The organism is Aquabacterium humicola (assembly GCF_030167915.1).
In the GTDB taxonomy this organism is placed as follows: Bacteria; Pseudomonadota; Gammaproteobacteria; order Burkholderiales; family Burkholderiaceae_C; genus Pseudaquabacterium; species Pseudaquabacterium humicola.
The window spans coordinates 421,417-434,586 of sequence record NZ_JARGNB010000001.1 but is presented as its reverse complement, the minus strand read 5'-3'; the positions used below and the strand labels follow the sequence as shown (position 1 = coordinate 434,586).

Below are 13,170 nucleotides of genomic sequence, written 5' to 3'. Positions count from 1 at the left end.
ATCGTATAGGGGCTCAGCGCGGCTCGAACAGGTAGGCCTGCAAGGTCGGGCCGATGCGCCGCGCGGCTTCGGCACGCGACAGGGCGACCACGGGCGGCAGCTTCAGCAGGTAGCGGCAAAGCGCCAGACCGAGCATCTGCGTCGCGACCAGCCCGGCGCGCGCGGCGACGCCGGCGCGCGGCTCGTCGACGAGCCCGGCGATCGCCGGCGCCACCTGCGTCGCGAAGAGCCGGCGCATGCGTTCGGCCGCGGCCTCGTTGGCGATCGCGCTGCGCAGCAGGGCCATCAGCGAATCGTCGGCCTCCCAGCGCTGCAGGAAGTGCGCGACGAGTGCGGCGCCGACCTCCGCCCTCGGCAGCGCCGACAGGTCCGGCAGCTGCAGATCGAACTCCGCCGCGGCGGCGAACAGCTGCTCCTTGTTGCCGAAGTAGCGCATCACCATCGCCGGGTCGATGGCCGCGGCGCCGGCGATCGCGCGGATCGTCGCGCCCTGGTAGCCGTGCCGCGCGAACTGCTCGCGGGCGGCGCCGAGGATCGCCGCCTTGGTGGCGTCGGACTTGCGGGGAGGGGCGTCGCTCATTGTGTCGACTGTAAGCCAACGGACGTTGACTTCTTGCGCCATCCGTCTAAAGTAGTCAACACATGTTGACCAACACTTGTTGACCAGGAGCCCGACGATGCCCGCCACCCCACCCCGCCCCGATGTGCCCTCGCCCGCTGCCGGCACGGCCTGCGACACCGACGTGCTGATCGTCGGCGCCGGCCCCACCGGCCTGACGCTGGCCGCCGCGCTGCAGGCGCGCGGCGTGCGCTGCCTGCTGATCGACCGCCTGGCCGAAGGCGCGAACACCTCGCGCGCGGCGGTCGTGCATGCGCGCACGCTGGAGGTGCTGGAGCCGCTGGGCGTGTCCGCCGCGCTGGTCGCCCGCGGCCTGCAGGCGCAACGCTTCAGCGTGCGCGACCGCGACCGCGTGCTGATGCCGATCGGCTTCGCCCAGCTGCCGTCGCGCTATCCGTTCACCTTGATGATTTCGCAGGCCGAGACCGAGCGGGCGCTGCTCGATCGGCTGCTGGCGCTGGGCGGCACGGTGATGCGGCCGCGCACGCTGATCGGGCTGACGCAGTCGGACGAGCACGCGCTGGCCACGCTCGACGACGGCACGTGCATCGCGGCGCGCTACGTCGTCGGCGCCGACGGCATGCACAGCGCGGTGCGCGGCTTTGCGGGCATTCCGTTCGACGGCGACCGCTACGACGAAGCGTTCGTGCTGGCCGACGTGCAGCTCGACGGCGGCGTGCCGCACGACGAGGTGGTGCTGTACTTCTCGCCGGCCGGCATGGCCGTCGTCGCACCGCTGCCCGATGGCCGGCACCGCGTCGTCGCGACGGTCGACGAGGCGCCCGAGCAGCCCGACGCCGCCTTCATCCAGGCGCTGCTGGATGCGCGCGGGCCGCAGCGCGCACCGGCCCGCGTGCGCGCGCTGCTGTGGAGCTCGCGCTTCCGCGTGCACCACCGCATTGCCGAGCGCTACCGCGCCGGCCGCCTGCTGCTGGCCGGCGACGCCGCGCACGTGCACAGCCCGGCCGGCGGCCAGGGCATGAACACCGGCATGCTCGACGCGATGCGCCTGGCCACGGCGCTGGGCCGTGCGCTGGAAGGCGACGACGCGGCGCTGGATGCCTATGGCGCCGAGCGCCGGCCGATCGCGCAGCAGGTGATCGCGCTGGCGCACCGGCTGACGCGGCTGGCCACGGTGCCGCCGGCGCGCCGGCTGCTGCGCAATGCGCTGCTGTCGCTGCTGGCGCTGTGCCCGCCGTTCCGGCGCCGCCTGGCCTGGCAGCTGTCGGGCCTGGCCTACCGCTGAGCCTGCGCCTGCTGCACCAGCCAGTCGCGCAAGGCCGCCAGCACCGGCCGCTCAGCGCCGGGGTGCTCGGGCACCACGAAGTAGTAGCCGCGCTGGCCGCGCAACGGCTTCGGGCAGGCGATGCGCAGCTCGCCGCGTTCGAGCTCGGCCTCGACCAGCAGGCGGGGCACCAGCGCCACGCCCAGGCCCTGCGCGGCAGCCACCGCGAGCATCGAGAACAGCTCCAGCCGCGGACCCTGCAGCGCGCGCGGGCTGGCGGCGGCGTCGGGCACGTCCATCGCGGCGAACCAGTCGCGCCAGGCCTCGGGGCGGGTGCTCTGCTGCAGCAGCGGCAGTGCGACGAGGTCGGCGGGCGACCAGCGCCGGCGGCCGGCCAGCAGCGCCGGGCTGGCCACCGGCAGCACCTCCTCGTGCAGCAGCAGCGTCGCGCGCGTGCCGGCCCAGTTCGCCACCTGCTGCGGCGTGCCGGCGTACAGCGCCGCATCGTGGCCGGAATCGGCGAAAAGGAAGGGCCGCGTCGCGACCTCGACGTGCACCGTGATGTCGGGATGGCGCGCCGCGAGGTCCGGCAGGCGCGGCAGCAGCCAGCGCGTCGCGAAGGTCGGCACCGCGGCCAGGTGGATCGCGCCGCCGCCGGCGCCCCCGGCGCTCTGGGCCATCGCGTCCAGCGTATCGCGCTCCAGCCCGTCGAGCCGGCCGGCCACCTGGCGCGCGTACGCCGCGCCGGCCGGGGTCAACGCGACGCCGTGGCGCGTGCGGCGGAACAGCGCGACGCCGACGAAGTCTTCCAGCGCCGCGACCTGGCGCGACACCGCGCCCTGCGTCAGCGCCAGCTCGTGCGCGGCGCGGGTGTAGCTCTCGTGGCGGGCGGCGGCGTCGAAGCAGCTCAGGGCCTGCAGCGACGGGATCTTGCGGGGCATGACATGCTCCTTCGGCACTCCGATGACCCGCCGGTCATCGGTGGATCGATTCCCGAGACATTCTGCCGCCTCATGTCTGGGTGACAAAGAATGATTTGCCGCCGACCCGGCATCGGCCTAGCATCGCCGCCATCCCTTACGAGCAGACGAGCGAGACAGACCATGGCCAAGCCTTCCTTCCACTGGGACGATGCCCTCCTGCTGGACGCGCAGCTGAGCGACGACGAGCGCGCCGTGCGCGATGCCGCGCGCGCCTACTGCACCGACCGCCTGGCGCCGCGCGTGCTCGAGGCCTTCCGCCACGAGAAGACCGATGCCGCCATCTTCCGCGAGATGGGCGAGCTGGGCCTGCTGGGCCCGACGATCCCTGAGGCCTACGGCGGCGCCGGCCTGAACTACGTCTGCTACGGCCTGGTGGCGCGCGAGGTCGAGCGGATCGACTCCGGCTACCGCTCGATGATGAGCGTGCAGTCGTCGCTGGTGATGGTGCCGATCAACGAATTCGGCACCGAGGCGCAGAAGCAGAAGTACCTGCCGAAGCTGGCCACCGGCGAATGGATCGGCTGCTTCGGCCTGACCGAGCCGAACCACGGCTCCGACCCCGGCAGCATGGTGACGCGCGCGAAGAAGGTGCCGGGCGGTTATTCACTCTCCGGCTCGAAGATGTGGATCACCAACAGCCCGATCGCCGACGTCTTCGTCGTCTGGGCCAAGGACGACGGCGGCCAGATCCGCGGCTTCATCCTCGACAAGGGCGCGAAGGGGCTGTCGGCACCGGCGATCCACGGCAAGGTGGGCCTGCGCGCGTCGATCACCGGCGAGATCGTGATGGACGAGGTGTTCTGCCCCGAGGAGAACGCCTTCCCCGAGGTGCGCGGCCTGAAGGGTCCGTTCACCTGCCTGAACAGCGCGCGCTACGGCATCGCCTGGGGTGCGCTCGGCGCCGCCGAGTTCTGCTTCCACACCGCGCGCCAGTACACGATGGACCGCAAGCAGTTCGGCAAGCCGCTGGCCGCGAACCAGCTGGTGCAGAAGAAGCTGGCCGACATGCTGACCGACATCACGCTGGGCCTGCAGGGCTGCCTGCGCCTGGGCCGCATGAAGGACGAAGGCACGGCCGCGGTCGAGATCACGTCGATCATGAAGCGCAACAGCTGCGGCAAGGCGCTGGACATCGCCCGCACCGCGCGCGACATGCTGGGCGGCAACGGCATCTCGGACGAGTTCGGCGTCGCGCGGCACCTCGTCAACTTGGAAGTCGTGAACACCTACGAGGGCACGCATGACGTGCATGCGCTGATCCTCGGCCGCGCGATCACCGGCATCGCCGCGTTCTGATCCGATGAGTGGCCCCAAGCTGCTGGAGGGCATCCGTGTCCTCGACCTGTCGCGCGTGCTCGCCGGCCCGTGGGCCGGCCAGGTGCTGGCCGACTACGGCGCCGACGTCATCAAGGTCGAGCGCCCCGGCGCGGGCGACGACACCCGCGGCTGGGGCCCGCCCTGGTGGGGCGAGGGTGAAGACCGCGTCGCCGCCTACTACCTCAGCGCGAACCGCGGCAAGCGCTCGATCGCCATCGACATCGCGTCGGCCGACGGCGCGGCGATGGTCAGGCAGCTCGCGCGCGAGGCCGACGTGCTGCTGGAGAACTACAAGGTCGGGCAGCTGGCGAAATACGGGCTCGACTACGCGTCGCTCTCGAAGGAGAACCCGAAGCTGATCTACTGCTCGGTGACCGGTTACGGGCAGGACGGCCCCTACGCCGCCGCCGCGGGCTACGACTTCGCGATCCAGGCCACCGGCGGGCTGATGAGCGTCACCGGCGAGAAGGACGGCACGCCGGGCAGCGAGCCGCAGAAGGTCGGCGTCGCGGTGGCCGACCTCTTCACCGGCATGTACGCGACCAGCGCGATCCTCGCCGCGCTGATCGAACGTGGGCGCACAGGCCGCGGGCGCCACATCGATGCCGCGCTGCTCGACACGCAGGTCGCAATGCTCGCCAACCAGGCCAGCAACTACCTCGTCGGCGGCAAGACGCCCAAGCGCATGGGCAATGCGCACGTCAACATCGTGCCCTACCAGGTGTTCGCGACGAAGGACGGCCACATCGTCGTCGCCGTCGGCAACGACGGCCAGTTCGCGCGCTTCTGCGCGCTGGCCGGCGATCCGGCCGTCGCGCAGGACCCGCGCTACGCGACCAACGAAGGCCGCGTCGAACGCCGTGCCGAGCTGGTGCCGGTGATCGCGCAGTGGATGCTCGCGCGGACCACCGCCGAGTGGACCGCGCTCTTCGAGCCGAACGCCGTGCCCTGCGCGCCGATCCTCGAGCTGCCCGGCGTCTTCGAGCATGCGCAGGTCAAGCACCGCGGCATGCAGATCGAGGCGCGCAACGGCATCCCGATGGTCGCCTCGCCGATGCGCTTCGACGGCGAACGCGCGGTGTCCGACCGGCCGCCGCCGCAGCTGGACGAACACGGCGACGCGCTGCGGGCTGCGCTGGCGCGCGGCGACGGCTGGCCGCGTACTTGATCCGTCAGCACCTCAAGGGCGCGGCGGCGGTCGCAGCGCCCTGATCCTCGCCCACAGCTGCGCCTTGGACACCCTGTCCATCTGCATCGCGCGCATGCAGTGGTCGAGGCGATGCGGGCGCGCGCGCAGGTCGTCGATCGCCTTGACCAGGTCGGACTCGATGCTCAGGCCATAGGCCTGGCTGGCCTTGTCGATCGCCTGTCGCAGCAGGGCCTTGCGGGGCGCCATCATCGCGAGGTCGATCAAGTCCCGGCTCATCACCGCGTCGTCGCGCCAGCGGTCCGAGTTCGCCAGCAGCTTGCTCGTGGCCATGTCCAGCGGCGTCAAGGTCGCGACGCCGCAGATGCGATCCGCGGGGCCGGGCCGTTCGAGGCCGATGCGCGCTTCGAGCACGATCTCGAACTTGATGTCGATGTCGACCGCGCGCAGCATCGTGCGGATGCCGTACTGGTCGGCGCGGACTTCGCGCGCCTGCACGAGGGTCCGGCCGTCTCGCACGATCGCCGCGATGCCGTCGCGGCCCGACAGGCGCTGCCGCAGCTGGCGGTAGCCCTCGCGGTCGGAGACCAGGAAATCGATGTCGACCGACTCGCGGAATTCCCCATGCCGCAGCGCGATCGCGGTGCCGCCGCCGAAAAGGCATTGCGCCGCGTCGAGCGGCACCGAATCGAGCGACTCGAGGATCGCCGCGACGCGGCGATGATGTTCGCGCTCAAACAAGAAGGCGCCCCCCGCCCAGGCGGGCTGCCAACGTGCGCACCAGCGCGCGCTCGCGGGGGTCAAGTGCCGCGGCATCGACGTGGCGCCAGTTGCGCTCGTACAGCGCCAGCGCCTCTGCGGGCGTCAGCACCGTCGCGTTATCGAGCTGCCACGCCAGACGCTTGAGCTGCGGATAGTCGTCGAGCACGATCGCCGGTGGCAGCTCGACATCGTCGGACGGCTCCCGCGCCTGGGGGTCGCGCAGCACGAGCTCCAGGCCCAGGGCCGCGAGCGCGTTCATGTAGGCACCCATCGTCACCGAGGGTTCACCGCGCTCGATGCGATGCAGCGTGACACGCGACAGCCCCGCCGCCTCTGCCGCCGCAACAGCGCTCACCTTCTGGCGCTTGCGGCGTGTGCGCAGCTGGTCGCCGAGCGCCTTGAGCTTGGCGGCGGTGAGCATCTCGACGGGCGGTGTTTTGGCCGGCATTTGATTCTCATTATGGTCATTCCTCGAAAAATGTAAACAATGAGAATCTGTTCACCCTCCGACGAAGCGCCAGTGCTCCCGCCTCCCTAGAATTCGGGGGTGCCCCATGCCCTCAACGCCGATCTCCACAGCCATTCCCGCTTCTCCGACGGCACCCTGACGCCCGAGGCGCTCGCCGCGCGGGCGCGTGGCCAGGGTGTCGAGCTGTGGGCCCTGACCGACCATGACGAGCTCGCGGGCCAGGCCCGCGCGGCGGCGGCCGCGGCGGCCGAAGGCATCGCGTGGCTGGGTGGCGTCGAGATCTCGGTGACCTTCGCCGGCGAGACGGTGCACATCGTCGGCCTGGGCATCGATCCCCACGACGCCGAGCTGCTCGCCGGCCTGGCGCGCATCCGCGACGGCCGCCTGCTGCGCGCGCAGCAGATCGGCGACGGCCTCGCGAAAGTCGGCATCGCCGGCGCCTACGAAGGCGCGCTCGGCTACGTGACGAACCCCGACCTGGTGTCGCGCACGCACTTCGCGCGCTGGCTGGTCGACACCGGCGTCTGCCGCGACAACGGCGAGGTCTTCCGCCGCTACCTGGTCAGCGGCAAGCCCGGCTACGTGCCGCACCGCTGGGCGGGCTTGGGCGAAGCGGTGCGGTGGATCGTCGGCGCCGGCGGCGCGGCGGTGATCGCGCACCCGGGCCGCTACAAGTTCACGCCGAACGAGGAGTACGCGCTGTTCTCCGAGTTCAAGGCGCACGGCGGCACCGGCGTCGAGGTGCTGACCGGCAGCCATGGCTCGGCCGATGCCGCGAAGTACGCCGGCATGGCGATCGAGTTCGACCTGGCCGCCTCGCGCGGCAGCGACTTCCATTCGCCCGACGAGAGCCGCATCGACCTCGGCACGCTGCCCGCGCTGCCGAAGCAGCTGACGCCGATCTGGCAGCAGCTGGCGCCGCGCATTCGCCGCGTCTGACGCCGCGGGCGCACTGCCGGGGCTACTGCCCCATCGACTTCTTCATCTGCTCCATGAACTTCGCCCGCTCCTCGGGCGTCATGTTCTTGAGCTTCTCCATGTCGAAGGCCATGCCGGGCTGACCGCCGGGGCCCGGCATCACCATGCTGCCCATGCGCATGTCGCCCGGCTTCATGTCGGCCGGGCAGGCGCCGGCATGCTGGCCGCTCATCGTGAACTGGCCGGTGCTCATGCCGTGGCGCGGCGGATTGAAGGTCATCGTGCTGTCGACCTTGAAGCTCGACTGCATGTCGCCGGTCATGCGCGACACCACCTTGGTCGTGCCCTCGTCGCTCTTGCACTCCATCTCGATCTCGACGCCGCCGGCGATCTTCTTGCTCGACAGCTGCCTGCACTGCTGCTTCTGGTCCGGGCCGCCCATGGCCTTCTTCTGCATCTCGGCATCGGTCTTGTCGTCGATGCACTGCTTGGAGCTCATCGCCGGCCGGTTCGGGCCGGGCATCTGCATCGACACCTCCCAGAGGCCGGGCTTGCGCTTCATCCAGTGGTCCTGCGCCTGCACGGCGGTGAGGCACAACAGGCCTGCGGCGGCCACGGCAATGCAACGAGGGGTATTCATAATCCGCTTCCTTTCGGGTGCATCCCCGATCTTCATGTCCCAGTATTTCGAAGTCCACCCCGACAACCCGCAGCAGCGGCTGCTGAAGCAGGCCGCGCAGATCCTGCATGAAGGCGGTGTCTGCGCAGTGCCGACGGATTCGAGCTATGCGCTGGTCTGCCACCTCGACGACAAGAAGGCGGCCGAGTCGCTGCGCCGCATCCGCCAGGTCGACGAACGCCACCACCTGACGCTGCTGTGCCGCGACCTGTCCGAGCTCGGCCGCTATGCCCGTGTCGACAACCGCCAGTACCGGCTGCTGAAGCTGGGCACGCCCGGGCCCTACACCTTCATCCTCGAAGCGACGAAGGAGGTGCCGCGGCGAGTCTCGCATCCGTCGCGCCGCACCATCGGCCTGCGCGTGCCGGACCACCGGGTGACGCAGGACCTGCTGGGCGTGCTCGGCCAGCCGCTGCTGGCGACGACGCTGATCCCGCCCGGCGAGAGCGAGCCGCTGAACGATCCGCACGAGATCCGCGAGCGCTTCGAGCACGTGCTGCAGGCGGTGGTGGATGCGGGCGCCTGCCCGATGGAGCCGACGACGGTGGTCGACTACAGCGGCGACGAGCCGGTGCTGATCCGCCAGGGCCGCGGGCCGCTGGGGCCGCTGGGCCTGGCTTAGGCGCTCAGCCGCGGCGCAGGCGCTCAGCCGCGGCGCAAGCGCTCGAGCACCTTCATCGGCATGAAGCCTTCGAAGGGTTCGCCGCGCACCAGCACCACCGGCATGCCCTTGAGCTTCAGCGCGGCATGCTGCGCCGCGCAGGCGCTGTCCTTGTCGATCGAGCACTCGGTGTAGCGGATCGCGAAGGTCTTCAGGTAGCTGCGCGCCTGCTCGCAGTAGTTGCAGTCGGTCGACAGCATTACGATGTCGCCGTCGCGCGCCAGGCTGGCGATGTCGCGACCCACCTGCTGCTCCTGGCGCCAGCCCCACCACTGGGTGCCGGCGCTGATCAGCAGGATCACCGCGATGAACCACAGCAGCGAACGCCGCGACTCCGACGGCGCGCGTGCGGGCTTGGTGGTGGCGGCGGTGGGGGCCAAGGCTTCAGAGCGCCGCGGTGATGACGATCTCGACCTTCCACTCGGGCTTGGCGAGGGCGGCCTGCACGGTGGCCCGCGCCGGCGTCTGCCCGGGCACGACCCATTCTTCCCAGACCTTGTTCATGCCGGCGAAGTCGGCCAGGTCGGTGAGGAAGATCTGCGCGCGCAGCACCTTGGACTTGTCGCTGCCGGCGCGGGCCAGAAGCGCGTCGACCGCTGCCAGCACCTCGCGTGTCTGGCCTTCGATGTCGGTGGCACCGCCGACGGCCACCTGGCCGGCGAGGTAGCACACGCCGTTGTGCACGGTCATCTCGGCCATGCGCGGGCCGGCGTCGAAACGTTGGATCACGGTCGATGTCCTTTCTTGGAGGTCTTGTGATGGTGCGGATGGTGTGGATGGTGCGGTTGCGGCGGATGGTGGCCGGCGTGCGCGGCGGCGGCCGGCGCGGCCGACTTCTGCCCGAGCTTCGATTCGGTGCCGGCCAGCAGCTTCTGGATGTTCGCGCTGTGCCGCCATACCAGCAGCAGGCTCATCACGGCGATCGACAGCACCAGGGGCGACGGACCCCAGATCAGCAGCTGGTAGAACGGCGCGAAGGCCGCCGACACCAGCGCGGCCAGCGACGAGTAGCGGAAGAACGCGGCGACGATGACCCAGGTCAGCAAGGTCGCGGCACCGAGCCAGGGGTTCAGCGCCAGCAGCACGCCGGCCGCCGTGGCCACGCCCTTGCCGCCCTGGAAGCGGAAGAACACCGGCCACAGGTGGCCGAGGAAGGCGGCCAGGCCGACCAGCCCGATCGTCAGCTCGCCCCAGTCGAAGCGGGGGCTCAGCAACAGCGCGGCGAGCACCGGCACGTAGCCCTTCAGCGCGTCGAAGGCCAGCGTCAGGATCGCGGCGGCGCGGTTGCCCGAGCGCAGCACGTTGGTCGCACCGGGGTTCTTCGAGCCGTAGCTGCGCGGGTCCGACAGGCCCATCGCCCGGCTGACGATCACGGCGAAGGACAGCGAGCCGATCAGGTAGGCGGCGAGCACGGCCGCAAGGCTGGTCAACAGGGGCATGCGCAGGGGTTTGCGGGGGAGGCTGCGCAGTGTACGACCGGGCCGGGCCGCCGCTTCCCCACGTGCCCGGCCCGGCGCTGCCAACCGCGGCGGCGGTGGCTGCGTTCAAAGGAGTTGCGGCCGGCCGAAGCCGCCACCCGATCGCCCGCGTATCCTCCCCACCGACCGGAAAGAAACCGACCATGAACCTTCGCAGCACCGTCGCCGCCCTCGCCATGCTGATCGCCTGCGGCGCCAGCACAGCCACCCGCGCCGAGACGACCGCCAGCTGGCCCTGGATCCGCGGCACCGTGCCGCAGCAGCAATCCACCGGCGCCTTCATGACGCTGAAGTCGACCACCGGCGGCAAGCTGGTCGGCGCCAGCTCGCCGGCGGCCGGCAGCACCGAGATCCACGAGATGGCGATGGACGGCAACGTGATGCGCATGCGTCCGGTCGCCTCGCTGGACCTGCCGGCCGGCCAGCCCGTCGAGCTCAAGCCGGGCGGCTTCCACCTGATGCTGATGATGCTGAAGGCACCGCTGAAGGCCGGCGACATGGTGCCGATCACCCTGGTGATCGAAGGCAAGGACGGCAAGCGCGAGACGATCGAGGTCAAGGCGCCGGTGAAGGCGCTGGGCAACAAGGCGCTCTGACCGCCGCGCCGGCGGCGTGCATCCAGGTGCGCGCCGCCTGCGTAGCCCCGTCATGCGCTCGAAGACCCTGCTGCTCGCAGCCCTGGCGGCGACCTCCCCCCTGCCCGCCGCCGCGGCCGACAAGCTGCTGCTGACCGGCGGCGTCAGCACCGTCGACGGCGCTGCCGGCGGCGGCCTGACGCCGTGGGCGCTGATCGGCGGCTACGGCAGCGACGGGCAATGGGGCGCGACGGCCTTCGCCAGCGTCGCGAAGACCCGCGACTACCGGCTGGTCGCCGGCGGCGTCGCGGTCGGCCTTCACGACCGCGTCGAGCTGTCGCTGGCCCGCCAGGCCTTAGACACCGGCGCGACCGGCGCCGCGCTGGGCGTGCCCGGCCTGACGCTGAAGCAGGACATCGTGGGGCTGAAATGGCGCGTGGCCGGGGATGCGATCCTCGACAGCGACACCTGGATGCCGCAGCTCGCGCTCGGCGGGCTGGCCAAGCGCGTCGATGCCGGCGGGCTCGCGCCGACGCTGGCCACGCTGGGCGCGCGCCGCGACGGCATCGAGCTCTACGCCAGCGCCACCAAGCTGCTGCTGGCGCAGGGGCTGTTGTTGAATGCCACCGTGCGGGCGACCAAGGCCAATCAGAACGGCCTGCTCGGCTTCGGCGGCACGGCGCACGATCGCGTCCGGCTGATGCCCGAGCTGTCGGCCGCCTGGCTGCTGCAGCGCACGCTGGCCGTCGGCGCCGAGTACCGCCGCAAGCCCGACAACCTGAACCCGTCGCTGCTGGGCGCCGGGCTGAAGGAGGATCCCTGGTGGGACCTCTTCGTCGCCTGGGCACCGAACCGTCGGGCATCGCTGACGCTGGCGGTGGTCGACCTGGGCCGCATCGTGCCGGCGGTGCAGACGAAGCGGCAGCGGGCCGCCTACCTGTCGCTGCAGCTCGCGCATTGAGGAGCCCAGCCATGAAACCGACGTTCCTGCGGGGCCTGCTCGTCGCGCTGCTGGTCGGCACCAGCCTGCCGGCCACGGCGCAGCCGGCGGGGTTCGAAGCCTTCGGCGGCAAGGCGGGGCTGGTCGCGCTGATGGACGACTTCATGCAGCGCCTGCTCGCCGACCCGCGCACGGCGCCCTTCTTCAAGGACGTCAACCAAGCGCACGTGAAGGCGCAGCTGGTCGATCAGTTCTGCGAACGGCTCGGCGGGCCATGCCGCTACGAAGGCGCGGACATGAAGTCCTCGCACCAGGACCTGGCTGTCGGCCGCCGCCACTTCCTCGCGCTGGTCGAGCTGCTGCAGCAGGCGATGGACGCCCGCGGCGTGCCCTTTGCCGAGCAGAACCGGCTGCTGGCGAAGCTGGCGCCGATGTCGCGCGACATCATCACCGCGCGCTGAAGCGGTGGCCGCGGTGTTGCGGCCCCGCGCGGCCGGCCGGTGCACCGGCATGCTTCTTGTAGGATCGATCCACCTCTTCGTCCTGCAAGCCCCGCGCGATGGCCGACCTGCCGACCGACTGGACCTCGCTGGCTGCGCTGGCACTGCTGCTGGGCCTGAAACACGGCGTCGACGCCGACCACCTCGCGACCATCGATGCGTTGACACGGCTGCAGCGCGGGCGCCCCGTGGCGCGCTGGTGCGGCGCCTTGTTCTCGCTGGGCCATGGCGCGGTGGTGATCGGCGTCGCCGCCGGGCTCGCGCTGATGCACCAGCGGCTGGCGCTGCCCGGCTGGCTGCACGCCAGCGGTGCCGCGGTGTCCATCGTGGTGCTGACGGCGCTGGGCATCGCGAACCTGCGGCTGCTGCTGGCGCAGCCGGCCGGTGCGGCGCCGCAGCCGGCCGGATGGATCGGCCGCTGGATCGTCGCGCGCCTGACGGGCCGCTCACCTTGGATGTCAGCCGCCGTCGGCGCGCTGTTCGCGCTGTCCTTCGACACCTTGAGCCAGGCCGCCGTGTTCGCGCTGGCTTCGCCGGGCCATGGCGCGGCGCCCGCGCTGGTGCTGGGCGGGCTGTTCACCGTCGGCATGCTGCTGACCGACGCGCTGAACGGCTGGTGCATCAGCCGCCTGCTGTCCCGCGCCGACGGGTGGGCGCGCCGTGCTTCGCGAACCATGGGCTGGGGCGTCGCGCTGGCGAGCCTGGGCGTCGCGGCGCTCGGTTTCGTGCGCCTGGTCTCGCCGGCGCTCGATGACTGGGCCGATGCCCGCGCCGCCTGGCTCGGCGCCGGCGTGGTCGCGCTGCTGGCGGCGAGCTTCGCGCTCGCGTGGCGGCTGGCCGCGGTCGACCGGCGCGCATCCGGCAGCACGATCTCGGCGTAGGACCTCCGGGACCGCC

Annotated in this window: 17 protein-coding genes; 9 read left to right on the top strand and 8 right to left on the bottom strand. The window is 71.4% G+C overall.

Features of this window, described 5'->3' with window-relative positions:
• Positions 1-13 precede the first annotated feature (13 nt).
• On the bottom strand, positions 14-580 hold the full coding sequence (locus P1K89_RS01990) for a TetR/AcrR family transcriptional regulator (RefSeq protein WP_284614683.1): 567 nt from the start codon (positions 578-580) through the stop codon (positions 14-16).
• Between the two features lie 97 nt (positions 581-677).
• On the opposite strand from P1K89_RS01990, the gene P1K89_RS01985 reads away from it, so the two are divergent.
• Positions 678-1,865 (top strand): FAD-dependent monooxygenase, encoded by a 1,188-nt coding sequence (locus P1K89_RS01985; RefSeq protein ID WP_284614682.1) that lies wholly within the window; start codon positions 678-680, stop codon positions 1,863-1,865.
• On the opposite strand, the gene P1K89_RS01980 is transcribed toward P1K89_RS01985, so the two are convergent.
• Entirely contained in the window at positions 1,856-2,785 is a 930-nt protein-coding gene (locus P1K89_RS01980) for a LysR substrate-binding domain-containing protein (RefSeq protein ID WP_284614681.1), read from the bottom strand. The genes P1K89_RS01985 and P1K89_RS01980 overlap by 10 nt on opposite strands.
• A gap of 162 nt (positions 2,786-2,947) precedes the next feature.
• Between P1K89_RS01980 and P1K89_RS01975 the strand changes: the two genes are divergently transcribed.
• Together P1K89_RS01975 and P1K89_RS01970 are read left to right on the top strand one after the other, a co-directional pair.
• Complete coding sequence (locus P1K89_RS01975; RefSeq protein WP_284614680.1) at positions 2,948-4,123, top strand: acyl-CoA dehydrogenase; 1,176 nt, start codon at positions 2,948-2,950, stop codon at positions 4,121-4,123.
• Between the two features lie 4 nt (positions 4,124-4,127).
• Positions 4,128-5,312, top strand: a complete 1,185-nt coding sequence (locus P1K89_RS01970) for a CaiB/BaiF CoA transferase family protein (protein WP_284614679.1) — start codon at positions 4,128-4,130, stop codon at positions 5,310-5,312.
• A gap of 12 nt (positions 5,313-5,324) precedes the next feature.
• On the opposite strand, the gene P1K89_RS01965 is transcribed toward P1K89_RS01970, so the two are convergent.
• On the bottom strand, positions 5,325-6,032 hold the full coding sequence (locus P1K89_RS01965) for a nucleotidyl transferase AbiEii/AbiGii toxin family protein (protein ID WP_284614678.1): 708 nt from the start codon (positions 6,030-6,032) through the stop codon (positions 5,325-5,327).
• Positions 6,025-6,501 carry a helix-turn-helix domain-containing protein gene (locus P1K89_RS01960; RefSeq protein WP_284614677.1) on the bottom strand — a complete coding sequence of 159 codons (477 nt, stop codon included), beginning with the start codon at positions 6,499-6,501 and terminating at the stop codon, positions 6,025-6,027. Before P1K89_RS01960 ends, P1K89_RS01965 begins: the two co-directional genes overlap by 8 nt.
• Positions 6,502-6,600: 99 nt before the next feature.
• Between P1K89_RS01960 and P1K89_RS01955 the strand changes: the two genes are divergently transcribed.
• Positions 6,601-7,461 (top strand): 3',5'-nucleoside bisphosphate phosphatase, encoded by an 861-nt coding sequence (locus P1K89_RS01955; protein ID WP_284614676.1) that lies wholly within the window; start codon positions 6,601-6,603, stop codon positions 7,459-7,461.
• Between the two features lie 22 nt (positions 7,462-7,483).
• Here the strand turns inward: P1K89_RS01955 and P1K89_RS01950 are convergent, their stop codons facing one another.
• A complete protein-coding gene (locus P1K89_RS01950; protein WP_284614675.1) occupies positions 7,484-8,080 on the bottom strand; it encodes a DUF3617 domain-containing protein in 597 nt (198 codons plus the stop codon).
• A gap of 34 nt (positions 8,081-8,114) precedes the next feature.
• Between P1K89_RS01950 and P1K89_RS01945 the strand changes: the two genes are divergently transcribed.
• Positions 8,115-8,741, top strand: coding sequence for an L-threonylcarbamoyladenylate synthase (locus P1K89_RS01945; RefSeq protein WP_284614674.1), 627 nt, complete (start codon positions 8,115-8,117; stop codon positions 8,739-8,741).
• 23 nt (positions 8,742-8,764) lie between these two features.
• Here P1K89_RS01945 and P1K89_RS01940 read toward each other — a convergent pair whose 3' ends face one another.
• The 3 genes from P1K89_RS01940 to plsY are packed head-to-tail and all read right to left on the bottom strand — an operon-like array spanning position 8,765 to position 10,219.
• On the bottom strand, positions 8,765-9,160 hold the full coding sequence (locus P1K89_RS01940; RefSeq protein ID WP_284614673.1) for a glutaredoxin family protein: 396 nt from the start codon (positions 9,158-9,160) through the stop codon (positions 8,765-8,767).
• A 4-nt stretch (positions 9,161-9,164) separates the two neighbouring features.
• On the bottom strand, positions 9,165-9,509 hold the full coding sequence (locus P1K89_RS01935; protein WP_284614672.1) for a RidA family protein: 345 nt from the start codon (positions 9,507-9,509) through the stop codon (positions 9,165-9,167).
• A complete protein-coding gene (plsY, locus tag P1K89_RS01930) occupies positions 9,506-10,219 on the bottom strand; it encodes a glycerol-3-phosphate 1-O-acyltransferase PlsY (protein WP_284614671.1) in 714 nt (237 codons plus the stop codon). Before plsY ends, P1K89_RS01935 begins: the two co-directional genes overlap by 4 nt.
• Positions 10,220-10,401: 182 nt before the next feature.
• Here plsY and P1K89_RS01925 point away from each other — a divergent pair, with 182 nt between their 5' ends.
• The 4 genes from P1K89_RS01925 to P1K89_RS01910 all read left to right on the top strand — a co-directional run bounded on the left by P1K89_RS01925 (position 10,402) and on the right by P1K89_RS01910 (position 13,154).
• A complete protein-coding gene (locus tag P1K89_RS01925; protein WP_284614670.1) occupies positions 10,402-10,854 on the top strand; it encodes a copper chaperone PCu(A)C in 453 nt (150 codons plus the stop codon).
• Between the two features lie 52 nt (positions 10,855-10,906).
• Positions 10,907-11,794: a DUF3034 family protein gene (locus P1K89_RS01920; protein WP_284614668.1), complete on the top strand. Its 888-nt coding sequence runs from the start codon at positions 10,907-10,909 to the stop codon at positions 11,792-11,794.
• A gap of 11 nt (positions 11,795-11,805) precedes the next feature.
• Positions 11,806-12,234, top strand: coding sequence for a group I truncated hemoglobin (locus tag P1K89_RS01915; protein ID WP_284614667.1), 429 nt, complete (start codon positions 11,806-11,808; stop codon positions 12,232-12,234).
• A 98-nt stretch (positions 12,235-12,332) separates the two neighbouring features.
• Positions 12,333-13,154, top strand: a complete 822-nt coding sequence (locus P1K89_RS01910) for a HoxN/HupN/NixA family nickel/cobalt transporter (RefSeq protein WP_284614665.1) — start codon at positions 12,333-12,335, stop codon at positions 13,152-13,154.
• The last annotated feature ends 16 nt before the right edge of the window (positions 13,155-13,170 follow it).

Excerpts from the sequence above, each read along its gene's own strand:
- P1K89_RS01990 (WP_284614683.1), bottom strand. The coding sequence starts at position 580 with ATGAGCGACGCCCCTCCCCGCAAGTCCGACGCCACCAAGGCGGCGATC.
- P1K89_RS01985 (WP_284614682.1), top strand. The coding sequence starts at position 678 with ATGCCCGCCACCCCACCCCGCCCCGATGTGCCCTCGCCCGCTGCCGGC.
- P1K89_RS01980 (WP_284614681.1), bottom strand. The coding sequence starts at position 2,785 with ATGCCCCGCAAGATCCCGTCGCTGCAGGCCCTGAGCTGCTTCGACGCC.
- P1K89_RS01975 (WP_284614680.1), top strand. The coding sequence starts at position 2,948 with ATGGCCAAGCCTTCCTTCCACTGGGACGATGCCCTCCTGCTGGACGCG.
- P1K89_RS01970 (WP_284614679.1), top strand. The coding sequence starts at position 4,128 with ATGAGTGGCCCCAAGCTGCTGGAGGGCATCCGTGTCCTCGACCTGTCG.
- P1K89_RS01960 (WP_284614677.1), bottom strand. The coding sequence starts at position 6,501 with ATGCCGGCCAAAACACCGCCCGTCGAGATGCTCACCGCCGCCAAGCTC.
- P1K89_RS01950 (WP_284614675.1), bottom strand. The coding sequence starts at position 8,080 with ATGAATACCCCTCGTTGCATTGCCGTGGCCGCCGCAGGCCTGTTGTGC.
- P1K89_RS01945 (WP_284614674.1), top strand. The coding sequence starts at position 8,115 with ATGTCCCAGTATTTCGAAGTCCACCCCGACAACCCGCAGCAGCGGCTG.
- plsY (WP_284614671.1), bottom strand. The coding sequence starts at position 10,219 with ATGCCCCTGTTGACCAGCCTTGCGGCCGTGCTCGCCGCCTACCTGATC.
- P1K89_RS01925 (WP_284614670.1), top strand. The coding sequence starts at position 10,402 with ATGAACCTTCGCAGCACCGTCGCCGCCCTCGCCATGCTGATCGCCTGC.
- P1K89_RS01920 (WP_284614668.1), top strand. The coding sequence starts at position 10,907 with ATGCGCTCGAAGACCCTGCTGCTCGCAGCCCTGGCGGCGACCTCCCCC.
- P1K89_RS01915 (WP_284614667.1), top strand. The coding sequence starts at position 11,806 with ATGAAACCGACGTTCCTGCGGGGCCTGCTCGTCGCGCTGCTGGTCGGC.
- P1K89_RS01910 (WP_284614665.1), top strand. The coding sequence starts at position 12,333 with ATGGCCGACCTGCCGACCGACTGGACCTCGCTGGCTGCGCTGGCACTG.